This window comes from Micromonospora sp. NPDC048835 (genome assembly GCF_040649995.1).
Lineage (GTDB): Bacteria > Actinomycetota > Actinomycetes > Mycobacteriales > Micromonosporaceae > Micromonospora.
In genome coordinates this window covers 294225-318159 of record NZ_JBEZGM010000002.1, presented here as the reverse complement: position 1 = coordinate 318159, position 23935 = coordinate 294225, and the positions used below count along the sequence as shown (strand labels likewise).

The window sequence follows — 23935 nt, the reverse complement described above, 5'->3', positions numbered from 1 at the left end:
CGTACGGCGGCTGCGCGGTGCGGAACGGGCCGCCGACGGTGCTCCGTCGGCGGCCCCTCGCACGTCAGCCCTGCCGCTTGGCGGGCCGGCCCTTCTTCGCGTTGTTCATCGGCTTGGCGCCCGGCTTCGGCCCGGCAACCTTCGGCGCGGCAGCCTTGACCGGCGCCGGCGGGGCCGTCTTGCCGCGACCGAACAGGCCGCCGGACTTGGCGGGCTGCACCGGGTTGCGGGTGGCGGCGGGGGCGACGGCCTTCTTGGCGGTCACCGGCGGCGGGAACTTCCGCAGCACCCACTGCTGCTGGCCGAGGGTGAAGAGGTTGTTGGTGACCCAGTAGATGATGACGCCGATCGGGAAGATCGCGCCGGAGATCAGCAGCGAGGCGGGGATGCCGTAGAGCATCAGTCGCTGGATCATCCGCTGCTGCGGATCCTCAGCCCAGCCGGTCTTGAGGATCATCTGACGGCTGGTCAGGTAGGTGGTCGCGATCATGACCAGGACCAGGACACCTGCAATGATCTTCACGGTGCTGCCGTTGGCGCCGAGGCTGGCCAGCTCCTCGGCCGTGGAGCCGAACTTACCGGCGATCGGCGCGGTGAAGAGCTTCGCCTGCGAGGCGCTCTGGAACTGGTCGACGGTCCAGCCGTAGAGGGTCTGGTTCTGCTTGTCCGGGTCGAGCCGGCGCAGCACGTGGAAGAGCCCCAGGAAGACAGGGATCTGAAGGAACATCGGAAGGCAACCCATCAGCGGGTTGGCCTTCTCCTTCTTGTACAGCTCCATCATTTCTTTCTGGAGCGTCTCCCGGTCACCCTTGTGCTTCTCCTGAAGCTCCTTGACCTTGGGCTGGAGCGCCTGCATCGCCCGCTGCGACTTGATCTGCTTGACGAAGACCGGGAACAGGATCACCCGGACGGTGACCACCAGGAAGATGATGGCCAGGATCCAGGCGAAGTTGGTGCCGAGCACCGCGCCGACGGGCACCCCGATGGCGTCCCAGGCAGAGTGCCAGGTCAGCAGGATCCACGAAATCGCGTAGTAGATCCAGTCGAGACTCAATTCGGGGCTCCAGTCACATCAGCACGGCGGCGGCCGCCCGGCTCCGGAACCGGGTCGTATCCACCAGGGTGAAAGGGGTGGCAGCGCAACAGCCGCCGGACCGCCAGCACGGCTCCCCGGAGCGCGCCGTGCCGTACGACCGCCTCCTGGGCGTACGCACTGCACGACGGGTAGAACCGACAGCGAGCCGGCAGTGCCGGACTTATCCACCGACGGTACGCGATGATTGGCGCGATCAGCACCTTGGCACCGGTTGTCGACGGGCGTGGGCTGGTCTGGTCGGTGCCGCTCATCGGGGCCGCCGCTCGCGGGGCGACCGGGCAACCGCGATGGCGGAGTCCAGGTCGGTGGCGAGTCGAGAGTAGGACGCCTGCGCCGCGGCGGGGAGCGCCCGGACGACCAGGGTGCTGCCGACGGGCAGGGCGGCCAACCGCTCCCGGACCAGCGCCCGCAGTCGACGGCGGACCCGGTTGCGGGTCACCGCGTTGCCGACCGCCTTGGACACGACGAAGCCGGCACGGGACGGCACGGACTGCTCCGCACTGTTGTCCCGTACCGGCTCCGGCAAGCTCGGTGTGCTGGGGTCGACGGTCACCGGCACGGCCAGGTGGACCACGACGGCGCCACGTCCGGCGCGTCGGCCACCACGAACCGCTGCGGCGAAGTCAGTGCTGCGCCGCAGTCGCTGTGCGGCGGCCAGCACGACTGCCCACGTCCCCTGGACCGGCCCCGTCGGCTCAGGCCGACAGGGTGGTGCGACCCTTGGCGCGACGGCTCGACAGGATGGCACGGCCGGCACGGGTGCGCATGCGCAGCCGGAAGCCGTGGGTCTTCGCGCGCCGGCGGTTGTTCGGCTGGTAGGTGCGCTTGCTCACGTCAGGCTCTCCGTTTTCGTACGCGCCCCGCGCGACGGGATCGCCGGGGTCGTGTGGTGGTCCAGGCCACCGCGACGGTGGCCCACGATCGGTGCTGTCCGGCGGAGCGGGACCTCGGCGATGCGGGGATGCGACCGCGGACAGCAAGCACCCATCACCCTAGCAGAGGGCGAGAAAGCAGCCATTCCAGCCTACGCAGCGGTGCAATGACCGTCAAACACCCCGAGCAGCGGACAACGGGACGCGCCCGAGGCCGGAGGGCGCTTTTCGCTGATGCCGACAAGGGCGCCGCCGCGTCGCCGGTTGATGGCGCAGGGACAACGCTGTTACCGTGCCCGATTGCGGTGAGCGTCGGAAGCTCCGGTCGTCGCACAGGCAAGAGTCGCACAGGCAAGACCGGACCAGGCAGTGAATCGTTCGGCACGGTGAACCCGCTTCAGCGCCCGACCAGGCAGGGGCAGGTCCCACCCGCAGCCGGCGGCGGCCACGATCGGTCGGTACACAGGCTGTGGATAACTTGTGGATGACCACCGGTCGACCGTCCGGGTGGGTGTTGTTCCACCCGCGAACGCGGCGGGCCCGGGACGGCCGGCTGGCAGACAGCGGCGGCCGGGAGCAGAAGCGAGGGGGTGGCACGACGGTGGCCGGTACGACCGACCTTGCCGCAGTGTGGTTGGCGGCGACCGACGAGCTCGCCGACGAGATCATCTCCGCCCAGCAGCGTGCCTATCTCCGACTGACCCGGTTGCGGGCGATCGTCGAGGACACCGCACTGCTCTCCGTCCCGGACGCGTTCACCCGCGACGTGATCGAGTCACGGCTGCGCCCGGCGATCACCGAGGCGCTCACCCGCAGGCTCGGCCGACCGATCCAGGTGGCGGTCACCGTTCGGGTGGCCGAGGACGCCACCGGCCGGCCGGCCGGCACCGTGTACCGCAGCGCCCCGGAGCCGCTCGACATCGACGGGCCGGGTGTCGCCCCGTTCGACGACCAGGGTGCCCGGCCGTCGGCCGACGCGATGATCCCCGAGCAGTCGGCCGCGCCGCGTACGCCGGATCCGGTGGCGCCTCCCGCGCCGGCGGGTCCGCCGCTCGCGCCGACCGTCGACGGGCATCGCCCGGGGCTCATTCCCGCAAGCAGGGACGGGCAGGAGGCGTTGTTCAGCGCCGCCTTCGCGGAGCCGATGCGGTCGCCCCGACCGGGCCAGGACCGGCGCGGCTACGACGAGCAGGCCGCCCGCCTGGACCCGTCCGGCCCGGACACCCGGCCCTACGAGCCCCGCTACCGGGACGACTCGGCGTCACCGCGCGACCAGCACGTGATCCGTTCGCTTCCCCGGGACAGCGGAACGGACAGCGGCCCGGGCCGCAGCGCGGTGGACCATCGGCCCGGTGGCCGCGACGACCGCCGGTTGCCCGGGGCCGACTCCGGCGGCAACCGGCTCAACCCGAAGTACATGTTCGAGACGTTCGTCATCGGCTCGTCCAACCGCTTCGCCCACGCGGCGAGCGTGGCGGTGGCGGAGTCGCCGGCGAAGGCGTACAACCCGCTCTTCATCTACGGGCACTCCGGGTTGGGCAAGACCCACCTGTTGCACGCCATCGGGCACTACGCCACGACGCTCGGCAACGCCCGCTCGGTCCGGTACGTCTCGACCGAGGAATTCACCAACGACTTCATCAACTCGCTCCGGGACGACAAGACCAGTGCGTTCCAGCGGCGCTACCGCGACGTCGACATCCTGCTGATCGACGACATCCAGTTCCTGGAGAACCGCGAGCGCACCCAGGAGGAGTTCTTCCACACCTTCAACACCCTGCACAACGCCAACAAGCAGATCGTGATCACCTCGGACCGGTCGCCGCGCCAGCTGGCCACCCTCGAGGACCGGATGCGCACCCGGTTCGAGTGGGGGTTGCTCGCCGACATCCAGCCGCCGGATCTGGAGACCCGGATCGCGATCCTGCAGAAGAAGGCCGCGCAGGAGCGGATGTACGCCCCGCCGGACGTGTTGGAGTTCATCGCCTCCCGGGTGTCGAACTCGATCCGGGAGTTGGAGGGCGCGCTGATCCGGGTGACCGCGTTCGCCAGCCTGACCCGGTCGACGGTCGAGCTGTCGCTGGCCGAGGAGGTGCTGCGGGACTTCATGCCCGACGGCGCCGGCCCGGAGATCAACGCCGACCAGATCATGGCCTCGACCGCCGACTACTTCGGGGTGAGCCTTGAGGACCTGCGGGGCCAGTCCAGGTCCCGGGTGCTGGTGAACGCCCGCCAGGTGGCCATGTACCTGTGTCGGGAGTTGACCGAGCTGTCGCTGCCCCGGATCGGGCAGGCGTTCGGTGGCCGGGACCACACCACGGTGATGCACGCCGACCGCAAGATCCGTCAGCAGATGGCCGAGCGGCGCTCGCTCTACAACCAGATCGCCGAGCTGACCAACCGGATCAAGCAGAACAGCTAGGCGTACGACCCGCCACAGCGGCGGCACACAGCCCGGGACACGCCCGGCCGGATCGCCGGCCGGGCGTTCTTTTTGGTCCGCCAACTGGACTCTCGACATGGTCTAGACCACAGGATCGAGGCCGTGACCGCCTCGTCGTCCACTCGTTGTCCACAGCTCGTTGTCCACCGGCGGTGGATAACTACGGTCCGTCCTGCGCCGGTTACCCACAGCCTGTGGAGAAACCCTGTGTACGACGCTGTGGACGCCTGGGGACAACCGCCACGTTTTCCACCGATGACCGTCGACCTGTGTACGAGCTGTTGAAGGTTCTGGGGATGACGGCAATGGTGATCTTCCCCGCGATCCACAGGCTTGGGGAGAAAGTCGGTGGATTACCGGTGGACAACCGGTGGACAACGGTGGACAACCGGCCGCCGAAGCCGGCCTGTGGACACACAAGCCGGTTGTACCCCCGGTTCTCCACAGCTAAATCACCTGTAGATAACCTGTCTGACCTGCGCAGACATCGGTTTTCCACAGTTTGCACAGGTGCGATGAAGACGATGAGTTATCTCTTCTAAGAGAACAAAAACCAATCATCACCGTTGGGCTTTCTGTGGATCGGGCCGAACGCTGTCGGATCAGCCGGTCAGCACCGACACGAAGCAAGGGGTCGGGCGCACAGCCGATGCCCCCGCGCCCTAAGGTGCGATGGGTACCCGCACGGTCGGGCGGGACGGTAGGCAGCGGTCGGCATGAGAGAGTTGTCGCTGACGTCGACGCGGAGGCATTGATGAAGTTCCGAGTGGAGCGCGACGCGCTCGCCGAGGCCGTGGCCTGGACCGCGAAGAGTCTGCCCAACCGGCCATCCGTACCGGTGCTCGCCGGGGTGATGCTCCGCGTCACCGACGGCAACCTGCGGGTCTCCGGGTTCGACTACGAGGTCTCCAGCCAGGTGACCGTCGAGGTGCAGGGCGACGCCGACGGCGCCGCGCTCGTCTCCGGCCGCCTGCTCGCCGAGATCACCAAGGCGTTGCCGGCCAAGCCGGTCGACATCGCCGCGGTCGGCGCGCACCTTGAGCTGGTCTGTGGCAGCGCCCGGTTCACCCTGCCCACCATGCCGGTGGAGGACTACCCCGCGCTGCCCGAGATGCCGCAGAGCGCCGGCACCGTCGACGCCGCCGCGTTCGCCACCGCGGTGTCCCAGGTGGCCATCGCGGCCGGTCGGGACGAAACGCTGCCGATGATGACCGGTGTCCGGGTCGAGCTGTCCGGCGACACGCTGTCGATGCTCGCCACCGACCGTTACCGCCTGGCGCTGCGCGAGATCCAGTGGCGCCCGGACGACCCCGAGGTGAGCATCAACGCCCTGGTGCCCGCCCGCACCCTGAACGACACCGCCAAGGCCCTCGGCCCGCTCGGCGGTGAGGTCACGCTCGCCCTCGCCCAGGGCGCTGCGGGCGAGGGCATGGTCGGCCTTGCCGGCGGCACCCGACGCACCACCAGTCGGCTGCTCGACGGCGCCAACTACCCGCCGGTGCGGTCCCTCTTCCCGGCCACCCACAACGCCACGGCCCTGGTGCCGGTGAGCACGCTGATCGAGGTGGTCAAGCGGGTGGCGCTCGTCGCCGAACGGACCACCCCGGTGCTGCTCAGCTTCAGCGCCGACGGCCTGGTCGTCGAGGCCGGTGGTTCCGAGGAGGCACGGGCCAGCGAGGCGATGGAGGCCACCTTCACGGGTGACCCGCTGACCATCGGCTTCAACCCGCAGTACCTCATCGACGGTCTGGCAAACCTGGGCTCCCAGACGGCCGTGCTCTCGTTCGTCGACGCCTTCAAGCCTGCGGTGATCTCGCCCGCTGGCGAGGATGGCGAGGTGATTCCGGGGTACCGGTACCTCATCATGCCGATCCGCGTCTCGCGCTGATCGCGCCCAGCAACACCCAGATCCACGGAGGTAGAAACACATGCAGCTCGGGCTGGTAGGACTCGGCCGTATGGGCGGCAACATGCGGGAGCGGTTGCGCTCCGCCGGGCACGAGGTGGTCGGTTTCGACCACAACGCGCAGATCAGCGACGTGACGACCCTTGCGGGGCTGGCTGAGAAGCTCGAGTCCCCGCGCGCGGTCTGGATCATGGTGCCCGCCGGTGTCACCGACGCCACCATCGACGAGCTCGCCGAGGTGCTCGGTGCGGGCGACATCATCATCGACGGCGGCAACTCCCGCTTCAGTGACGACGCCCCCCGCGCCGAGCGGCTCAACGAGCTGGGCATCGGCTACATCGACGTCGGGGTCTCCGGCGGCGTCTGGGGCCGGCAGAACGGCTACGGGCTGATGGTCGGCGGTGCCCAGGAGCACGTCGACCGGCTCATGCCGATCTTCAACGCGCTCAAGCCGGAGGGCGAGTTCGGCTTCGTGCACGCCGGCCCGGTCGGTGCCGGGCACTACTCGAAGATGGTGCACAACGGCATCGAGTACGGCCTGATGCACGCCTACGCCGAGGGCTACGAGTTGATGGCCGCCTCGGAGCTGGTGACAAACGTCCCGGGCGTGATCAAGTCTTGGCGGGAAGGCACGGTCGTCCGTTCCTGGCTGCTCGACCTGCTGGACCGGGCGCTCGACGAGGACCCGGAGCTGGCCGACCTGAGCGGCTACACGGAGGACACCGGCGAGGGCCGGTGGACTGTCGACGAGGCGGTCCGGTTGGCCGTTCCGCTGAACGTCATCACCGCTTCGCTGTTCGCCAGGTTCGCCTCGCGGCAGGACGACTCGCCCGCCATGAAGGCCGTCTCCGCGCTGCGTCAGCAGTTCGGTGGCCACGCCGTCCACAAGCGCTGAGCGGTATCCACAACCTGTGTACGTTCACCGGCTGGAACTCGTCGACTTCCGCTCGTACGAGCGGGTGGCAGTCGATCTTCAGCCGGGGGCGAACGTCCTGGTCGGTGCCAACGGTGTCGGCAAGACCAACCTCGTCGAGGCGCTGGGTTACGTGGCGACCCTGGACTCGCACCGGGTCGCCACCGACGCGCCGCTGGTGCGGATGGGCGCCGCGTCCGCGGTGATCCGCTGCGCGGTGGTGCACGACGGGCGCGAACTCCTGGTCGAGCTGGAGATCGTGCCCGGCAAGGCCAACCGGGCCCGACTGGGCCGTTCGCCGGCGCGGCGGGCCCGGGACGTGCTCGGGGCGCTCCGGCTGGTGCTCTTCGCCCCGGAGGATCTCGAGCTGGTCCGGGGCGACCCGGCCGAGCGCCGCCGCTACCTGGACGACCTGCTGGTCAACCGTCAACCCCGGTACGCGGGCGTGCGGGCCGACTACGAGCGGGTCGTCAAGCAGCGCAACGCCCTGCTGCGCACCGCGTACCTGGCCCGCAAGACTGGTGGGTCGCGGGGTGGCGACCTGGGCACCCTCGCCGTGTGGGACACCCACCTGGCCCAGCACGGCGCGGAGCTGCTCGCCGGCCGTCTGGAGCTGGTGGCCGCGCTCACCCCGCACGTGGCCAAGGCGTACGACGCGGTGGCCGCCGGTCGGGGCGCGGCGAGCATCGCGTACCGACCCTCGATCGAGCTGGCCGAGCCGACCACCGACCGGGCCACGCTTGCCGAGGCGCTGACGGCGGCCCTGACCGCGTCCCGTTCCGCCGAGATCGAGCGGGGCACCACCCTGGTCGGCCCACACCGCGACGAGCTGGCCCTGAGCCTCGGGCCGCTGCCCGCCAAGGGGTACGCCAGCCACGGCGAGTCGTGGTCGTTCGCGCTCGCGCTGCGGTTGGCCGGGTACGACCTGTTGCGCGCCGACGGCATCGAACCGGTGCTGGTGCTCGACGATGTCTTCGCGGAGTTGGACACCGGCCGCCGGGAGCGGTTGGCGGAGCTGGTCGGCGGCGCGAGTCAGCTGCTGGTCACCTGCGCGGTGGACGACGACGTACCGGCCGCCCTGCGCGGCACCCGCTATCAGGTTGGCGAAGGGGCGGTACGCCGTGTCGGATGAGCCACGCACAGGTCGACCGGCGGCAGGCGAGGGCCCGGCTGCGCGTACCCCGAAGGCGGCGGAGGGACCGGCGGGCGGTGAGCCGGCGGCGGCCGCCAGCGGGCCGGAGCTGGCCCGGGCGGTGCTCGACGCGGCGCTGTCCCGGCGGCAGGCGGCGGCGCGCGCGCGGCGCACGCCCGGCGGCGGTGACGCTGCCGGCGGCTCGGGGCGGCGGTTGCGCGGCTACTCCGGCCCCGGCCCCGACCCGCGCGATCCGCAGCCGCTCGGCGCCGTGTTGAACCGACTGGTGAAGGCACGTGGCTGGCAGCAGCCGGCGGCCGAGGCCACCGTGTTCGGCGCCTGGGAGCGGGTCGTCGGCGCCGAGATCGCGCAGAACAGCCGGCCGGTGAAGTTGGAGAACGGTGAGTTGACCGTTGAGGCACGGTCGACCGCGTGGGCCACCCAGCTGCGGCTGCTCGCGGGGTCGCTGCTCAAGCAGATCGCCAGCGAGGTAGGCCACAACGTGGTGCGCAAGCTGCACATCCACGGCCCGGCCGCGCCCTCCTGGGGGAAGGGACCACGCCGGGTACGCGGGCGGGGTCCACGCGACACGTACGGCTGAGCCGGCTGCTCAGCCGCGCCGGTCGGCCTCGCGAGCTGCGCGCCTGCGTTCGCGCTGTTCCCGGGTGAAACGCTTGCGCTCGGCCAGGTCGCGTTTCCACGCCTCGCGGGCCTCGGCCGAGCCGCCCTGCACCGCGCCCTGCACACCCTCGGCCGGGCCGGCGAGGTGCCGGAAGGCCCACCGCATCAGTCGGCCACCCTCGCCCGGGGCTCTGGTGACCGCGCCGTCCTCGCTCATCTGCCGCCCTCTTTCCCGCGTCGCCCCGTCGGCCTGCGCCCGTCGCACGCGCTGACCGTTGGTGGGCCAATGGTTGGTGTACCAATGATCGGTACGATAGTCATCGTGGCAGGAGAGAGCAACCGATGAGCGAACGACCTGACGGCGCCGACCCGCTGGCCCTGGAGCAGCAGGTCTGCTTCGCCCTCTCCGTCGCGGCGCGAAGCGTGGTGGCCGTCTACCGGCCGCTGCTGGAGCCGATGGGGCTGACCCACCCGCAGTATCTGGTGATGTTGGCGCTCTGGCAGCACGCGCCGTTGTCCGGTCGCGACCTCAGCCGCCTGCTCCAGCTCGACCCGGGCACGTTGTCACCCCTGCTCAAGCGCCTGGAGGCGGCCGGCTACCTGCGCCGGGAGCGCGACCCGAGCGACGAGCGCAGCCTCGCCGTCACCCTCACCGCAAGCGGTGCCGCGCTGCGGAGTCAGGCGGAGCTGATCCCGGCCGCGATCGTGCAGCGGCTCGGGCTGCCCGTCGAGGACCTGCAACACCTGCACGCCGTGCTGACGCAATTGATCAAGGCTGCCAACCAGCCGGCTGCCAACCAGCCGGCTGCCAACCAGCCGGCTGCCAACCAGCCGGCTGCCGACCAGCCGGCCGACGTGGCGGCTCAGGCGTCGGCGTAGACGGCGAACCCGCGCTCGGCGCAGCGCCGGTAGAACGCTGCAAGCACGCCCAGTTCGGCGCAGGTGAAGTTCCACTGCGGGGGATCGCCGCGCTCGTCGCGCAGCGCGTCGAGCCGGCTCTCCAGCCAGCGCAGCTGCTGCTCGGCCAACCGACCATCGCCGAGCAGGGAGCGCAGCACGGTGCTCACCGACTCGAAGGTGACCGCCTCCCCGTTCGGGCGGTGCGCGGCCACGAACCGCTCGATGCCGCTCGCGATCCAGGAGCAGCCGTCCGGGTCGATGACCGGGTCCTCGTCCTCGGCGGCGGCGTCTGTGGCGTACAACACACCTTCGAGGCCGAGCAGCAGGTCCACCAGTTCGGTGTACGCGGTCGCCCGGATGGTGCCGGTCTTCGCGATGAGTTCGGCCAGCGCCGCGGTCGGCGCCGAGATGCGCGGCAGGTCGACGATCTCGCCGAAGTCGACGAACTCGGCCGGCGCCACCGGATCGTAGAAGCGGCCGGTCCGCGGCCAGTGCACCGCGACGTTGTCCAGCCCCATCTGTCACCTCTTAAAGAGCACGTGTCGGGTCGATCGGGTCGATCGTCCCGGTTCCAACCGGTAAAGATCAAGGCTGGTTCCGGGGCGCCGCAAACGTACGGCACTGACGCGTCGGCCGCGACCCCCGACCCGCCCGACCGCGGGTCAACCCGTTCCGGGGCGGCGCGTGCGATGGGGGTCAGGCGTGTGGGGGGAGTCGTGGGCGGCAGGGTTCTGCCGGCTATGGACTTCTCAGCCGCCCCGCTGAGGGTGCCGAGTGGTGGTTCTGTCATCCGCGCACAGTAGGATTGACAGCGAGACGAAGACCCGGTGCGGGAGTGCGACGGGGCCGCTGGGCCCCAGATTCATTCTCCACGTCGGGTCGAGCCGATCGCGATCCGCGGGCAACCGCGGCGACCGGCGCGTTCGACCCGCTGTCCGGAGTTCTTCGGCACCGGTCTGCGCGCCGACGTCGCGTCCTGTCCGCCGAACCCGCGCCCGACGCGCCCTACCGGCGCGGCTGACGCGAGAAAGTGGCCGAGGGTGGCAGCGCAGGACAAGCAGGAGTACGGCGCAGAGTCGATCACCGTTCTCGAGGGGCTGGAGGCCGTTCGCAAGCGGCCCGGTATGTACATCGGGTCCACCGGCGAGCGCGGTCTGCACCACCTCGTCTGGGAGGTCGTCGACAACGCGGTCGACGAGGCGATGGCCGGCTACTGCGACACCATCGACGTGGTGCTGCTCGCCGACGGCGGCGTCCGGGTCACCGACAACGGCCGTGGTTTCCCGGTCGACCTCCACCCGAAGCTCAAGAAGCCTGGTGTCGAGGTCGCGCTGACCGTGCTGCACGCGGGTGGCAAGTTCGACGGCAAGGCGTACGCGGTCTCCGGTGGTCTGCACGGCGTCGGCGTTTCCGTGGTGAACGCGCTTTCGACGAAGATGGCCGTGGTGATCCACAAGTCCGGCTTCGTCTGGCGGCAGCAGTACACCAACTCCAAGCCCAGCCAACTGGAAAAGGGCGAGACCACCGACAGCACCGGCTCGGCCGTCTCCTTCTGGCCGGACCCGGACGTCTTCGAGACGGTCGACTTCGACTTCCAGACCATCTACCGACGTCTGCAGGAGATGGCCTTCCTCAACCGGGGCATCACCATCCACCTGCTCGACGAGCGGGTCCCGGAGGACGAGGAGGGCAAGACCCGCGAGGTCACCTTCCGCTACGACGGCGGTATCGCCGACTTCGTCCGGCACCTCAACGCCTCCAAGAACCCGATGCACAAGACGGTGGTCGAGTTCGAGGCCGAAGAGGAGGGCATGTCCCTCGAGATCGCCATGCAGTGGAACGAGTCGTACGGCGAGTCGGTCTACACCTTCGCCAACAACATCAACACGCACGAGGGCGGCACCCACGAGGAGGGCTTCCGGTCGGCGCTGACAAGCGTCGTCAACCGGTACGGCACCGACAAGAAGCTGCTAAAGGGCGACGAGAAGCTCTCCGGCGAGGACATCCGCGAGGGCTTGGCCGCGATCATCTCGGTCAAGCTGACCAACCCGCAGTTCGAGGGCCAGACCAAGACGAAGCTGGGCAACACCCCGGTGAAGAGCTTCGTGCAGCGGGTCTGCAACGACCGGCTCGTCGACTGGTTCGACCGCAACCCGGCCGAGGCCAAGACGATCATCCAGAAGGCTTCCCAGGCGGCCCGGGCGCGGATCGCCGCCCAGCAGGCGCGCAAGCTGGCCCGGCGCAAGTCGCTGCTGGAGTCCGGCTCGATGCCGGGCAAGCTCGCCGACTGCCAGTCGACCGACCCCCGCGAGTCCGAGGTGTTCATCGTCGAGGGTGACTCGGCCGGCGGCTCGGCCAAGCAGGGCCGCGACCCACGGACCCAGGCGATCCTGCCGATCCGCGGCAAGATCCTCAACGTGGAGAAGGCCCGGATCGACCGGGTGCTGAAGAACAACGAGGTCCAGGCGCTGATCACCGCGCTGGGCACCGGCATCCACGACGACTTCGACATGGAGAAGCTGCGGTACCACAAGGTGGTACTGATGGCCGACGCGGACGTCGACGGACAGCACATCCAGACGCTGCTGCTCACCCTGCTGTTCCGCTTCATGCGTCCGCTTGTCGAGTTGGGGCACGTCTACCTGGCGGCCCCGCCGCTCTACAAGATCAAGTGGAACAAGAAGGGCGACGACGCCCAGTACGCGTACTCCGACCGCGAGCGGGACGGTCTGATCGCGCTGCGCCAGCAGAAGAAGCCGAACGCCAAGCCGGACGACATCCAGCGCTTCAAGGGCCTCGGCGAGATGAACTATCCCGAGCTGTGGGAGACCACGATGAACCCGGCGACGCGTACCCTGCGTCAGGTCACTCTCGACGACGCGGCGACCGCCGACGAGTTGTTCAGTGTGCTGATGGGTGAGGACGTCGAGGCGCGCCGGTCGTTCATCCAGCGCAACGCCAAGGACGTCCGGTTCCTGGACATCTGACGGACCGCGGTGGATCGGCCGGGCGCTGCCCGGCCGATCCACCGGTCCACAGAGTTATCCACAGCTTGGCCGGTATCCACAGCGGTTATCCACAGCACAAAAACGACTCTGAGTCTGATAAGGGTATACAGTGACCGATTCTCCCGAGTCCACACCGAACGAGCCTGAGGTCCCCGCCGAGGCCATCGCCGCGGTGGTCGCGCACGACCGGATCGAACCGGTCGGGCTCGAGGTGGAGATGCAGCGCTCCTACCTCGACTACGCGATGAGCGTCATCGTCGGGCGTGCGCTGCCGGATGTCCGGGACGGCCTCAAGCCGGTCCACCGCAAGATCCTCTACGCGATGTTCGACTCCGGCTACCGTCCGGACCGCGGCTACGTGAAGTGCTCCCGTGTCGTCGGCGACGTGATGGGCCAGTTCCACCCGCACGGCGACTCGGCGATCTACGACGCGCTGGTCCGGATGGCGCAGCCCTGGTCGCTGCGGTACCCGCTTGTCGACGGCAACGGCAACTTCGGCTCCCCCGGTAACGACCCGGCCGCCGCCATGCGCTACACCGAGTGCAAGCTCGACCCGCTCGCCATGGAGATGCTGCGGGACATCGACGAGGACACCGTCGACCTCCAGGACAACTACGACGGCCGGGCCAAGGAGCCCACCATCCTGCCGTCGCGGATCCCCAACCTGCTGGTGAACGGCTCCGAGGGCATCGCGGTCGGCATGGCCACCAAGATCCCGCCGCACAACCTGCGCGAGATCGGCGCGGCGGTGCAGTGGTGCCTGGAGCACCCGGAGGAGGACGAGGAGACCACCCTCGAAGCCCTGCTCGGCATCGTCAAGGGCCCGGACTTCCCGACCCACGGCCTGATCGTCGGCACCACCGCCATCCAGGACGCGTACCGCACCGGTCGCGGCTCGATCCGGATGCGGGCCGTGGTGGAGGTCGAGGAGGACAAGCGGGGCCGCCCCTGCCTGGTCGTCAGCGAGTTGCCCTACCAGGTCAACCCGGACAACCTCGCCGAGCGGATCGCTGAGCTGATCAAGGAGGGCAAGCTCGCCGGGATCGCCGACATCCGCGACGAGTCCTCCGGGCGTACCGGCATGCGGATCGTGCTGGTGCTCAAGCGCGACGCGGTCGCGAAGGTCGTACTGAACAATCTCTACAAGCACACCCAGCTCCAGGAGACGTTCGGCGCGAACATGCTGGCCCTGGTCGACGGGGTGCCGCGCACGCTCAACCTGGCGCAGTTCATCCGCTACTACGTCGAGCACCAGATCGACGTGATCCGCCGGCGGACCGCGTACCGGCTGCGCAAGGCCGAGGAGCGGGCGCACATCCTGCGGGGCCTGGGCAAGGCGCTGGACGCGCTGGACGAGGTGATCGCCCTCATCCGGCGCTCCCCGACGGTGGACGACGCCCGGCAGGGCCTGATCCGGCTGCTCGACATCGACGAGATCCAGGCGACCGCGATCCTGGACATGCAGCTGCGCCGGCTCGCCGCCCTGGAGCGGCAGCGGATCATCGACGACCTGGCCAAGCTCGAGATCGAGATCGCCGACCTCAAGGACATCCTCGCCAAGCCCGAGCGGCAGCGGAAGATCGTCTCGGAGGAGCTGGGCGAGATCGTCGCCAAGTGGGGCGACGACCGTCGGACGCAGATCATCCCGTTCGACGGCGAGGTCTCGATGGAGGACCTCATCGCCCGCGAGGACGTGGTCGTCACGATCACCCGCACCGGGTACGCCAAGCGGACCAAGGTCGATCTGTACCGCTCGCAGCGGCGCGGCGGCAAGGGCGTCAGTGGCGCTACGCTGCGGCAGGACGACATCGTCAGCCACTTCTTCGTCTGCTCGACCCACGACTGGATCTTGTTCTTCACGAACAAGGGCCGTGTCTACCGGGCCAAGACGTACGAGTTGCCGGAGGCCAGTAGGGTAGCCAAGGGCCAACACGTGGCCAATCTGCTCGCCTTCCAACCGGACGAGCAGATCGCGCAGATCATCGAAATTCCGAACTACCAGGTAGCCCCCTACCTGGTACTGGCCACGAAGAACGGCCTGGTGAAGAAGACGCGGCTCGAGGAGTTCGACTCCAACCGTTCCGGCGGCGTCATCGCGATCAACCTGCGCGATGAGGACGAGCTGGTCGGTGCTGCGCTGGTTGCGCCGGAGAACGACCTGCTGCTTGTCTCGAAGAAGGCGCAGGCGATCCGGTTCAACGCCTCGGACGAGGCGCTGCGGCCGATGGGCCGGGCCACCTCGGGCGTGATCGGCATGCGCTTCACGGACGACGACGTCCTGCTCGCCATGGAGGTCGTGCGGGATGGTCTGGACGTGCTGGTGGCCACGAACGGGGGATACGCGAAGCGGACCCCGATCGAGGAATACCCGGTGCAGGGCCGGGGAGGTAAGGGCGTGTTGACTGCGAAGATCACCGAACGGCGCGGTGGTCTGGTCGGCGCGGTGGTGATCGATCCGGACGACGAGCTGTTCGCGATCACCAGCAATGGTGGTGTCATTCGGACTCCGGTGAAGCCTGTACGCCGTACGCGTGACCGGAACACAATGGGGGTCAAGCTGATGGACCTCCCGGACGGCGTGACTATCGTGGCGATTGCTCGCAATGCCGACGAGCCTGACGAACAGGACTAGTTGAATGACGGAGACACAGGCGAAGTCGGGGAACACGGGGACCTCGGCCAACCCGGTCGACGAGGATGCCGCCAAGGGCGGCACACCAGCGACCGGCCGCGCGGCCGTGGGCCGGGCGACCGTCCCTGCCGATGCGCCTGCCCCGAAGTTCACCAGGGCTCCAGGTATGACACCCCCGCCGGAGCAGCCGGGCGAGGACGGCGGATCGGGCGACAAGACCGAGGCGTCCAGCGCCGAGGCGCCGACGTCGGCCGCGGCCAACCCTCCGGCTTCGGCGGCGGCCCCCTCGGCCCGTCCGGTGACCACCCAGCCGATCGGTCTCCGGCCCGGTCAGGCGGCGTCAGCCGGGTCCACCGGCACCCAGCCGCGGATCACGCCCGGCATGACCCAGCCGCAGCCGGACGCGGCGCGTACGGCCGCCACCGCCGGCCGCCCGGCAAGTGGTGGTGGCCTGCCACCGGGGATCGGTAACGCGTCCGCCGTCGGGGCAGCCCGCGTCGGTGACGCCGTGCGGGCGGCGCGTACGTCGGTCAGTTCGGCCGCCTCCCGAGGGCCGCGCCGCGCCCGGCTGAACCTCAAGCGGATCGACCCGTGGTCCGTGATGAAGTTCGCGTTCGCGGTGTCGGTGGTGCTCTTCATCGTCGTGGTGGTCGCCACGTCGGTGCTCTACCTGGCGTTGGACGCGATGGGTGTGTTCCAGAGCGTCAACGAGAGCCTGAGCGATCTGGTCAACGCCGGCGGTGGGCAGAGCACCAGCGGCTTCCAGATCACCGCCAAGGGCGTGATCCTCAGCTCGGCGCTGATCGGCCTGGTCAACGTGGTGCTGTTCACCGCGCTGGCGACCCTCGGCGCGTTCGTCTACAACGTCTGCGCCGACCTGGTCGGCGGGATCGAGCTGACCCTCGCCGAGCGGGACTGAGCCACCGGGACGCCGGGGCACCGCGTAAAGCGGTCGCTCCGGCGTCCCGTACTCGGGTAGGTTTTTGCAGGCGGCGACGGGCCCGGCTCGCAGGCTCGGACCCCGATTTGGGGCCGGCCGAGCGGATGGGTTAATCTTGCTCGTCGCAACGCGGGGCTATAGCTCAGTCGGTTAGAGCGCAGAGCTGATAACTCTGAGGTCGATGGTTCGATTCCATCTAGCCCCACCGCATGTCGTCCGACGATAGTCGAGCGCGAGGGGTCGCCCCATGTTCAAGAAGCTGCTGATTCTGGCTGGCGTCGTCGGTGTGGCTGCCGTCGTGTTCAACAAGATCAAGGCGTCGAACGACGAGCGTGCCCTGTGGCACGAGGCGACCACCGCGCCCGACCTGCGCTGACGCTCGCGGCGCGCGACGATCGTCGCGCAATTCGCGGGGCCCTAGCTCAACTGGCAGAGCACTGCCTTTGCAAGGCAGGGGTTAGGGGTTCGAGTCCCCTGGGCTCCACCGAAACGGATACGCAACCGGAGGGGTCGGAGACCCGCGAACCTGCAGGCACGGCGAGCGCCGGAGCTAAGTGACCGACGCCGCTCGGCGGCCAGTGGGCGAGTTGGGCCTGAGCCTCTCGCGGGTATCAGGCGTGGACCGAGTTGTCCGTCAGACCTTGAGGACGTCCACGTCGTACAACGCTATGGACGCGTCGCGGGAGGCGAGGGTCAGACCTTCAGTGATTGCCTGTGCCACCAGCATGCGGTCGAAGGGATCGCGGTGATGCGATGGCAGGCGGCCGGCGGCTATGGCGTGGGCGTAGGTCACCGGGAGTTCTCGAAAGCCCATGTCCCTTACCCGCTCTGCGAGGTCAGGGGGTCCGGTGAGTTTTCCGGTGCTCTGTTTGATGGTGATCTCCCAAAGGGTGACCGGGGAGAGAAAGATGTCCGGCTCGTGGCGTAGTCGGTCGAGCAGCTCGGCACCGAGTGTCGGGTCGCCAGTGATGGCCCAGAGCGCGACGTGAGTATCCAGCAGCAGGTTCATGCGCCGATGCCGAAGTCGTCGGCGATCTCGGCGTTGGTCTGTGCTGAGTCCCAGTCACCGGAGAGGTCCAGTTGTCCGGCGAGGGAGCCGACTGCGGTGCGGTTGGCCCGCCGGACCAGTGGTACGACCTTCGCCACCGGGGTGCCCGCCCGGTCGATGATGATCTCCTCGCCGTGTTCCACCCGTTCAATGATGCGCGACAGATGGGTCTTGGCATCATGCATGTTGTAGTGCACGGCCTCAGCCGACATGACGCGACCTCCTCGCTTAGCTAAGGGATTAGTTTAGCCGGCTTGGCCGCATGCGTCAGCGGCCTTGGCTACTCGGGGTCGAGATCGCCAGGCGCCGCGCCCTGGGAGGAGTCAGGATCAGCGGATCACCAGGGATGGTGGCGGCGTGGTTCGCATGGTGGTACCTCCGGCCCACCAGCACTTCCTTCGGTTGATTTTGGTCCCGAGTGCAAGCCAGGCGGTCACGCCGTTGCCTGCTCTGCCCAGCGCACGCCATCACGCCGGTAGCTGCCCGACGTCCTGCAAGGTCGCGGAGTGCCGGTCGAGGATCGCCGTGGAACGGCGAGAGAACTCCTTGAGCAACCGGGGAGCTGCTCGTCGATACCCGTCGATGAGGGCGAGGTAGTCGCGGCTGAACTCGTCGAGGGTCTGTTGCAGGCGCTCGTAGCCTCACCGCGTACCAGCTCGATCGTCACCTTCCGACGGTCGCCGGCATCGCGCTGCCGGCGCAGGAAACCGGCCTTTTCCAGCCGGTCCAGCATTGCGGTGATGGCGCCGCCACGGGTGAGGCCGACCTGGCGGGCCAGGCGACCTGCGGGCATGGGGCCGTCCTTGTCGAGAACGCCGAGGCAGCTGATGTCGGTCACGGTGATGCCGGCTCGTGCGGCGAGGGCGCCATGGAACAGAACTGCGGCTTGGGCCGACGCGCGCTCCACGTGGTACAGGTCGGCGACCAGCGACTCCCGTGACACCGATGTTCCTCATGTTCCCGGTGATCCAGGGCAGGGAGGCGGGCTGGCCGATCGGCACTATCGCGTTGCTGGTCGCCGCGATACCGCTGCTGTGGGCATTCGTCCTGGTGGAACGGCGGCGGGACAGGCGCGACGGCTCCGCTCTGGTCCCGCCGGCTCTGTTGCGGCAGCGTTCGTTCGTGATCGGCCTGGTCGTGCTGCTGATCGTCTTCTCGACGCTGGCGTCGCTGTTCCTGGTGCTCAACTACACGCTGCTGACCGGCTACGGGTGGAGCCCGATGCGTACCGCGCTGACCGGCCTCGGCTTCCCAGTCGGCATCTTCCTCACCACCGGCGTGGCCCAGCGGTTCGCCACCACACATGGCCGCACGCTCATCCAGATGGGGCTGACCGTCATGGTCGCCGGCATGGTGCTGCTCATCCTCATGTTCACCGGTGAGGGCATGGCTGTCACCATCTGGCAGCTCGCTGCGCCGATCCTGGTGATGGGTCTGGGCATGGGCCTGTGCGTCTCCATCGTGACAGCTGTGGTGCTTGCCGATGTTCCGCCACACAACGCCGGCGCTGGCTCCGGCGTGACCAACGCGGTGCTGCAACTGGGCGCGGCTGTCGGTGTTGCCATCGTCGGTGCCATCTTCTTCTCGCTGCTCGAGTCGCAGGATTTCCCGGACGCCGCAGGCACGGCGCTCTGGTACAGCGCGGTGATCATCGCCCTTGCCGCTCTGCTGACGCCCTTCCTCCCCGCTGCCGCCCGCGTACCGCAGGGCGCGGAGGCGTAGCGCGTGTCGCTGGCATCGCGCCGGCAGCCGACGCAACACCGCCGTGTCGCCGGTCAGCCTGCGGAACCACCGTCCGCCGCAGGGTCGGCACCGGCTCCGCTGTGGTGGACACGGGTTTCCGGCAGGCGTTCCACCAGCTTGGTGAGCGCGCCGTTGGCGAAGGTCGCGCCGAGCGCCGACCCGGCCCCGATGGTCCAGCCCACCGGCCCGAGCGGCGTGCAGCCGAAGAACTGGCTCACCCCCGGGGTCTGCACCACCACGACCAGGACGCCCAGGGACGCCGCCGTGGAGGCCAGCACGGTCGGGCTGGTGCCGCCGGCCAGGATGGTCTGCCCGAGTTGGGTGCCGACCAGGGAGACCAGGGCGACGGTGCCGGCCCGCTGCCGGCGTCCGGTGTAGCGGGCCAACGTCCAGCCCGCGGTGGCGCCAAGCGTGGTGGCTGCCGCCCGCAGCCCGATCTCCCTGGTCAGGCTCTCGCCGAGCGCCGTGTCCGGACCCTCCTTGAGTAGCGCGTCGGTCCGGTCCGACGCGGGTGGTCGGACCGCGATGGCCAGCGCCGGCGCCAGGTCGGTGAGCAGGTTGACCAGCAGCAGTTGTCGTCCGGTGAGCGCGGAACGGCCGGTCGCGGCGGCGGTGAGCACACTGAACGCGATCTCGCCGAGGTTGCCGCCGACCAGGATGCTGAGCGCGTGCCGCACCGACGACCACATCGCCCGCCCCTCGATCAGGGTGGCGATGATGGTTTCCAGCCGGTCGTCGGTGACCACGAGGTCGGCTGCGGCGCGGGCGGCCGGGGTGCCCCGTTGACCGAGGGCGATGCCGACGTCGGCCAGCCGGATCGCCGGAGCGTCGTTGGCGCCGTCGCCGGTCATCGCCACGGTCCGTCCGCACTTCTGCAACGCCTGGATGATCCGCACCTTGTGCGCAGGGGTGCAGCGGGCCACCACGTCGGTGTTTGCCAACCGTTCGGCGAGCGCGTCGTCGTCCAGCTTGTCGAGTTCAGCGGCGGTCACCACCCGCTGCTCGTCGTGTTCACTGATGGTGGCGGCGATCGCCTCGGCGGTGGCCGGGTGATCACCAGTGATCATGATGGTGTGCACGCCGGCCTGCCGGATCCGGCGTACCGCCGGGGCGGCGCTCTCCCGCACCCCGTCCGCGAGGGCCAGGAAACCCACGAAGGTCAGCCCTCGAACGTCGGAGTCGGTCACCTTCGGGTCGTCCACCGGGCACTCCGCGACTGCCAGGATCCGGTTTCCCGCACCGGCCCGGTCGGCGAGTATCCGCTCCAACTTCGCCCGGCCCGCGTCGTCAAGCGGTTCCTGACGGCCGTCGGTGCGCCGGGACGAACAGCGCGGCAGCACCGTCTCCGGAGCACCCTTGACGCTCAACAACAGGTGACCGTCGGTCTGCCCGACGCTCGCGTGGTAGCCGCGGGACGGCTCGAACGGCAGTCCGCCGGCAGCGCGCCAACCAGCGGCGCCGGTCTGCTCCACCACACCGGCCTCCCCGGCACCTCGCCGGACCGCCCGGTCGGTCTGCAACGCCAACTCCTCCGGATCTTTCGCGGCGGGGGTGGCTCGCAGCGCCGCGGCCAGCGTCATCCGGAGCCGGTCGTCCAGCCGGTCCACCGGGGCGTACCTGTCGCCGACGCTGTCGCCGACCCCGGCGAGCAGCAACTTCCCCTCGGTGAGGGTGCCGGTCTTGTCGAAGCAGAGCACGTCCACCCGGCCCAGCGCCTCGATGGTGCGCGGGTTGCGGACCAACGCGCCGTGCTCGGCCAGCCGCCGGGCCGCGGCCAACTGCGCCGCGCTGACCAGGAACGGCAACCCCTCCGGCACCGACGCCACGGCGAGGTTCGCGGCGGTCGCCGCCGTTTCGGCCAGGGGTACGCCTCGAAGCAGGCCCGCGCCGGCCACCGCCACCGCCGAACCGGCCGCCAACGGGATGGCGGCGCTTGTCAGCGATCCGAGTCGAGCCTCCACCCCACTGGCCGGGGGTGCCTGCCGCACCAGCGCCAGGCTGCGCCCGGCTTCGGTGTCGTTTCCGGTCGCCACCACCACCGCGGTGCCGTGTCCGGCGGCGACTGTGGTGCCTTCGTAGAGCATCGAGTGTCGGTCGGCGATGGCGGCGGCGACCACCGGCCGGTTCGACTTGGCGACCGGCAGCGACTCGCCGGTCAGCGACGACTCGTCGGCCTCCAGGCCCACCGACTCGAGCACCCGGCAGTCCGCGGGCACCGAATCCCCCGGTTCGAGGGCGATGACGTCCCCGAGGACCAGGTCTTCGGCGGCGAGGACGTGCTCGGCACCGTCCCGACGGACCCGCGCGGTCACCGCCGACCGCGACAGCAGTTCCGCCAGCGACCTTTCCGTGTTGCGCTCGTGTACCGCGCCGATCAGGGCGGACCCACCGACCACGCTGCCCACGAGCGCGGCGTCGACGAGTGAGCCGAATGACGCGGAGAGCACCGCCCCGGCGGCCAGCACCGGGGTGAGCGGGTTGGACAACTCGTCCACGAAGGCGCGCAGCAGCCCGCCGCCTCCGGGCGCACCGCTGCCGTCACCGGAACCGTGGCGTCGGCGCTGTGCTTCGACACTGGCCAGGCCGTTCGGGGTGGAGCGCAGGTGGTCGAGCACGGTGCCGACGGGCATGAGGTGCCAGGCGGTCGCCACCGGCGCCGGCGTGTCCGACTGGTCGTGCAACCGGCGGGCCTGCCAGACCCCGTTGGCGAACGCCAGCCCGGCCGCGCCGTTGACAGCGACGAGCGCCCGGTGCGGCAGTTGGGTCGGCGGGGCGGTGAACGCGCCGAGCGCCCCGAGACCGGTGCCGGCCATGGCCAGCCGAATGTTCTGCTGGGCCGTGCGCCGCGCCACCCCGGTCGCCTCGATCACCAGCGCGACCACCCGCAGGTCGGCACCGACCAGCAGGTGCGCACCCCAGGGCGGCAGCTCCTCCGGCGCGGCGAACCCGAGACCGCAGTCGGACGCGCCGAGTGCCTTGCGGTCCGCGGAGACCAGCATCACCACCGCGCCGTCGCGCTGCAACGCGCGCACCGACTCGGCCAACTGGTCCCCGCCGGGGAGGATCGTGTCGGCGAAGCCGTACCGCTGTTCGTCGCCGCCGGCGACGACGAGCCGCAGGCCGGCATGTCGGGCGGCGGCGGGCAGACCGTCGACGCCGGGCGCGGGTTCCGGCTCGACCCGCAACAGGGCGGCGAGCCGGTCACCGTGGGCGAGCCCGAGGAGGTGGCCGCCAGCGGAGCGCAGCCGGGCCGCGTCCGGAATGTCGTCCGGGTCGTACGCGGGCAGCCGGTCGGGCGGCCCGAGCCGCCAGCCGTCCGCCGTGCGGGAGGCGGACGGGTCGTCCGGGTCGAACAGCGCGAAAGCCCGCTCGGCCACCTCGTCGACGTCCGCGCCGGCTGCCGGCGCCAGATCGGCAAGTACGCCCCGGTCGGAGCCGAGCACCGCGGCGTCGAGCACGAGCGTGTCGATCCGGTCCAGTTCGCGCAGCACACTCCGGTCCATCGCGATCACTCCGCGCCGGGCCAGCATCCGGCCGAGCTGGGCCGCGTACCCCTCGCGACCGCTGCCGGGTGCCTTGGGTAGCGCGGACAGCCCCAGCGCGGCGGCCCGTTTCGGGCCGGCGAACGGCACCGCGGCCGCACCGGCGGCGGTACCCGCGGCGAGCATGCGGTTGATGTACCGCTCGACCGGGCCGTCCGGCTTCGGACGGGGGCGGTCGATCACCGGCCAGCGGGCGGTGGCGCGTTCCGGGTCGCCGGTCAGCCGTGGTTCGGCCTTCTCCCAGGCGGAGAGTTGGGCCCGATCCTCACCCCACTGCACCACCCGTTGGGCGCCGTCCAGGACGATCCCTGTCCAGCGGCCGGTGAGACCCTGCACCACGGCCTCGGCCAGCGGAAACAGGATGTCGGCGCGCGGGTCGGAGCGCAGCCGTTTGCCGATGAACCCGTGCAGCTTCGGCTGCAGGTCCACAGCGGAGAGCAGGCCGGACACCTCGCCCGGCAGCGGTGCGAACGGCAGCACCCGGGTGGCCGCCGAGATCGTCAGGCCCAGCGCGTCCGAGGCGAGCGCGCCGAGGGTTCGCGGGGTTCGCGGCCCCTCCTCCGGTGGGTGCGGAGGAGGAATCTCCGGGTCGGGTTCGTGGTCACAGGTCCGCTCGACCCGGTCGATCGTGGTGATCAGGTCGCGCAACCTCGGCTCGGGGGCCTGGATGGCGATCACCACCCGACCGGAGGGTGCGTTGACCCGGGCCCAGGCGACCCCGGGCATCTGCTCCAGCGCGCCCTCCACCTGACGGGCGAGCCGGTTCCCGCCGTCCTGACAGACACCGTGCACCTCGATGTGGTGCCGGCCCGGACGGGACCAGACCCGACGCCGGGTCAGCCCGGCCGACCGGGCCAGCCGGGTGGCCGCCGAGCCGACCGTCCGGGTCGCCTCGCCGACCAGCTGCGGCACGCCAAAGGACGGCAGGATACGGCCGGCAGCGCGACCAGCCGCCGTCATCGAGGCGTACGGCTGGACGGGCGCCGGCCCGGCTCCCTGTTGCCGTTCGTCCTGACCTTGGCCATGTCGTCCTCCCACCGCGCTGACGTCCGGCGGCCTGGCTTCCCGACCTGCCATCCGTTATGCCCCCGGAGCGGCGGAATTTTCCGCTGTCTCGGGTGCATGGTCGGGACGGGCCG

The 23935-nt window shown here is 70.0% G+C and carries 21 protein-coding genes and 2 tRNA genes; 13 read left to right on the top strand and 10 right to left on the bottom strand.

All coding sequences use genetic code 11. The features are described from left to right. Positions 1 to 64: 64 nt before the first annotated feature. The 4 genes from yidC to rpmH are packed head-to-tail and all read right to left on the bottom strand — an operon-like array spanning position 65 to position 1929. Positions 65 to 1054 carry a membrane protein insertase YidC gene (gene yidC, locus AB0C15_RS03960; protein WP_357348399.1) on the bottom strand — a complete coding sequence of 330 codons (990 nt, stop codon included), beginning with the start codon at positions 1052 to 1054 and terminating at the stop codon, positions 65 to 67. After that, positions 1051 to 1347 carry a membrane protein insertion efficiency factor YidD gene (yidD, locus tag AB0C15_RS03955; protein WP_357348397.1) on the bottom strand — a complete coding sequence of 99 codons (297 nt, stop codon included), beginning with the start codon at positions 1345 to 1347 and terminating at the stop codon, positions 1051 to 1053. The genes yidC and yidD overlap by 4 nt, the downstream gene beginning before the upstream one ends. After that, positions 1344 to 1757, bottom strand: a complete 414-nt coding sequence (gene rnpA / locus AB0C15_RS03950) for a ribonuclease P protein component (protein ID WP_357348395.1) — start codon at positions 1755 to 1757, stop codon at positions 1344 to 1346. Before rnpA ends, yidD begins: the two co-directional genes overlap by 4 nt. A 34-nt stretch (positions 1758 to 1791) precedes the next feature. Further along, positions 1792 to 1929 carry a 50S ribosomal protein L34 gene (rpmH, locus tag AB0C15_RS03945; RefSeq protein ID WP_007453904.1) on the bottom strand — a complete coding sequence of 46 codons (138 nt, stop codon included), beginning with the start codon at positions 1927 to 1929 and terminating at the stop codon, positions 1792 to 1794. A gap of 640 nt (positions 1930 to 2569) precedes the next feature. On the opposite strand from rpmH, the gene dnaA reads away from it, so the two are divergent. The 5 genes from dnaA (at position 2570) to AB0C15_RS03920 (ending at position 8963) form a co-directional block, all read left to right on the top strand. Next, positions 2570 to 4390, top strand: a complete 1821-nt coding sequence (gene dnaA / locus AB0C15_RS03940; RefSeq protein WP_357348684.1) for a chromosomal replication initiator protein DnaA — start codon at positions 2570 to 2572, stop codon at positions 4388 to 4390. 775 nt (positions 4391 to 5165) lie between these two features. Next, positions 5166 to 6299, top strand: coding sequence for a DNA polymerase III subunit beta (gene dnaN / locus AB0C15_RS03935; protein WP_357348393.1), 1134 nt, complete (start codon positions 5166 to 5168; stop codon positions 6297 to 6299). A gap of 40 nt (positions 6300 to 6339) precedes the next feature. Beyond that, entirely contained in the window at positions 6340 to 7212 is an 873-nt protein-coding gene (gene gnd, locus AB0C15_RS03930; protein WP_357348391.1) for a phosphogluconate dehydrogenase (NAD(+)-dependent, decarboxylating), read from the top strand. A 16-nt stretch (positions 7213 to 7228) separates the two neighbouring features. Beyond that, positions 7229 to 8362: a DNA replication/repair protein RecF gene (gene recF / locus AB0C15_RS03925; protein ID WP_357348389.1), complete on the top strand. Its 1134-nt coding sequence runs from the start codon at positions 7229 to 7231 to the stop codon at positions 8360 to 8362. Further along, positions 8352 to 8963 carry a DciA family protein gene (locus AB0C15_RS03920; RefSeq protein ID WP_357348388.1) on the top strand — a complete coding sequence of 204 codons (612 nt, stop codon included), beginning with the start codon at positions 8352 to 8354 and terminating at the stop codon, positions 8961 to 8963. Before recF ends, AB0C15_RS03920 begins: the two co-directional genes overlap by 11 nt. Positions 8964 to 8972: 9 nt before the next feature. Here AB0C15_RS03920 and AB0C15_RS03915 read toward each other — a convergent pair whose 3' ends face one another. Beyond that, positions 8973 to 9200, bottom strand: coding sequence for a hypothetical protein (locus tag AB0C15_RS03915; protein WP_357348386.1), 228 nt, complete (start codon positions 9198 to 9200; stop codon positions 8973 to 8975). Positions 9201 to 9325: 125 nt separating this feature from the next. Here AB0C15_RS03915 and AB0C15_RS03910 point away from each other — a divergent pair, with 125 nt between their 5' ends. Continuing rightward, positions 9326 to 9862 carry a MarR family transcriptional regulator gene (locus AB0C15_RS03910; protein ID WP_357348384.1) on the top strand — a complete coding sequence of 179 codons (537 nt, stop codon included), beginning with the start codon at positions 9326 to 9328 and terminating at the stop codon, positions 9860 to 9862. Here AB0C15_RS03910 and AB0C15_RS03905 read toward each other — a convergent pair. Then, positions 9847 to 10401 (bottom strand): hypothetical protein, encoded by a 555-nt coding sequence (locus AB0C15_RS03905; protein WP_238657701.1) that lies wholly within the window; start codon positions 10399 to 10401, stop codon positions 9847 to 9849. The genes AB0C15_RS03910 and AB0C15_RS03905 overlap by 16 nt on opposite strands. A gap of 522 nt (positions 10402 to 10923) precedes the next feature. On the opposite strand from AB0C15_RS03905, the gene gyrB reads away from it, so the two are divergent. The 6 genes from gyrB (at position 10924) to AB0C15_RS03875 (ending at position 16947) form a co-directional block, all read left to right on the top strand. Continuing rightward, entirely contained in the window at positions 10924 to 12870 is a 1947-nt protein-coding gene (gene gyrB / locus AB0C15_RS03900; protein ID WP_357348381.1) for a DNA topoisomerase (ATP-hydrolyzing) subunit B, read from the top strand. Positions 12871 to 13000: 130 nt separating this feature from the next. Next, positions 13001 to 15523, top strand: coding sequence for a DNA gyrase subunit A (gene gyrA / locus AB0C15_RS03895; RefSeq protein WP_357348379.1), 2523 nt, complete (start codon positions 13001 to 13003; stop codon positions 15521 to 15523). 4 nt (positions 15524 to 15527) lie between these two features. Next, entirely contained in the window at positions 15528 to 16442 is a 915-nt protein-coding gene (locus AB0C15_RS03890; protein ID WP_357348377.1) for a DUF3566 domain-containing protein, read from the top strand. 152 nt (positions 16443 to 16594) lie between these two features. Beyond that, positions 16595 to 16668 (top strand) — tRNA-Ile (locus AB0C15_RS03885). Between the two features lie 42 nt (positions 16669 to 16710). Then, positions 16711 to 16839, top strand: a complete 129-nt coding sequence (locus AB0C15_RS03880) for a DLW-39 family protein (RefSeq protein WP_209444550.1) — start codon at positions 16711 to 16713, stop codon at positions 16837 to 16839. A gap of 35 nt (positions 16840 to 16874) precedes the next feature. Further along, positions 16875 to 16947: transfer RNA gene (locus AB0C15_RS03875), tRNA-Ala, on the top strand. A gap of 150 nt (positions 16948 to 17097) precedes the next feature. On the opposite strand, the gene AB0C15_RS03870 is transcribed toward AB0C15_RS03875, so the two are convergent. The 3 genes from AB0C15_RS03870 to AB0C15_RS03860 all read right to left on the bottom strand — a co-directional run bounded on the left by AB0C15_RS03870 (position 17098) and on the right by AB0C15_RS03860 (position 18454). After that, complete coding sequence (locus AB0C15_RS03870; protein ID WP_354824914.1) at positions 17098 to 17472, bottom strand: type II toxin-antitoxin system VapC family toxin; 375 nt, start codon at positions 17470 to 17472, stop codon at positions 17098 to 17100. Next, a complete protein-coding gene (locus AB0C15_RS03865; protein ID WP_355009781.1) occupies positions 17469 to 17723 on the bottom strand; it encodes a type II toxin-antitoxin system prevent-host-death family antitoxin in 255 nt (84 codons plus the stop codon). Before AB0C15_RS03865 ends, AB0C15_RS03870 begins: the two co-directional genes overlap by 4 nt. Positions 17724 to 17944: 221 nt before the next feature. After that, entirely contained in the window at positions 17945 to 18454 is a 510-nt protein-coding gene (locus AB0C15_RS03860) for a MarR family transcriptional regulator (RefSeq protein WP_357348374.1), read from the bottom strand. Positions 18455 to 18456: 2 nt separating this feature from the next. Here AB0C15_RS03860 and AB0C15_RS03855 point away from each other — a divergent pair, with 2 nt between their 5' ends. Beyond that, the gene (locus AB0C15_RS03855; protein WP_357348372.1) at positions 18457 to 19233 is read left to right on the top strand and encodes an MFS transporter; all 777 of its coding nucleotides are present in this window, start codon (positions 18457 to 18459) and stop codon (positions 19231 to 19233) included. A gap of 53 nt (positions 19234 to 19286) precedes the next feature. Here AB0C15_RS03855 and AB0C15_RS03850 read toward each other — a convergent pair whose 3' ends face one another. Continuing rightward, on the bottom strand, positions 19287 to 23756 hold the full coding sequence (locus AB0C15_RS03850) for an HAD-IC family P-type ATPase (RefSeq protein ID WP_357348370.1): 4470 nt from the start codon (positions 23754 to 23756) through the stop codon (positions 19287 to 19289). Positions 23757 to 23935: the final 179 nt, after the last annotated feature.

Bases quoted from the DNA above. Each gene is read 5' to 3' on its own strand.
- yidD (WP_357348397.1), bottom strand. From the start codon at position 1,347: ATGAGCGGCACCGACCAGACCAGCCCACGCCCGTCGACAACCGGTGCC.
- dnaN (WP_357348393.1), top strand. From the start codon at position 5,166: ATGAAGTTCCGAGTGGAGCGCGACGCGCTCGCCGAGGCCGTGGCCTGG.
- gnd (WP_357348391.1), top strand. From the start codon at position 6,340: ATGCAGCTCGGGCTGGTAGGACTCGGCCGTATGGGCGGCAACATGCGG.
- AB0C15_RS03915 (WP_357348386.1), bottom strand. From the start codon at position 9,200: ATGAGCGAGGACGGCGCGGTCACCAGAGCCCCGGGCGAGGGTGGCCGA.
- AB0C15_RS03910 (WP_357348384.1), top strand. From the start codon at position 9,326: ATGAGCGAACGACCTGACGGCGCCGACCCGCTGGCCCTGGAGCAGCAG.
- AB0C15_RS03905 (WP_238657701.1), bottom strand. From the start codon at position 10,401: ATGGGGCTGGACAACGTCGCGGTGCACTGGCCGCGGACCGGCCGCTTC.
- AB0C15_RS03890 (WP_357348377.1), top strand. From the start codon at position 15,528: ATGACGGAGACACAGGCGAAGTCGGGGAACACGGGGACCTCGGCCAAC.
- AB0C15_RS03880 (WP_209444550.1), top strand. From the start codon at position 16,711: ATGTTCAAGAAGCTGCTGATTCTGGCTGGCGTCGTCGGTGTGGCTGCC.
- AB0C15_RS03870 (WP_354824914.1), bottom strand. From the start codon at position 17,472: ATGAACCTGCTGCTGGATACTCACGTCGCGCTCTGGGCCATCACTGGC.
- AB0C15_RS03865 (WP_355009781.1), bottom strand. From the start codon at position 17,723: ATGTCGGCTGAGGCCGTGCACTACAACATGCATGATGCCAAGACCCAT.
- AB0C15_RS03855 (WP_357348372.1), top strand. From the start codon at position 18,457: ATGTTCCTCATGTTCCCGGTGATCCAGGGCAGGGAGGCGGGCTGGCCG.
- AB0C15_RS03850 (WP_357348370.1), bottom strand. From the start codon at position 23,756: ATGACGGCGGCTGGTCGCGCTGCCGGCCGTATCCTGCCGTCCTTTGGC.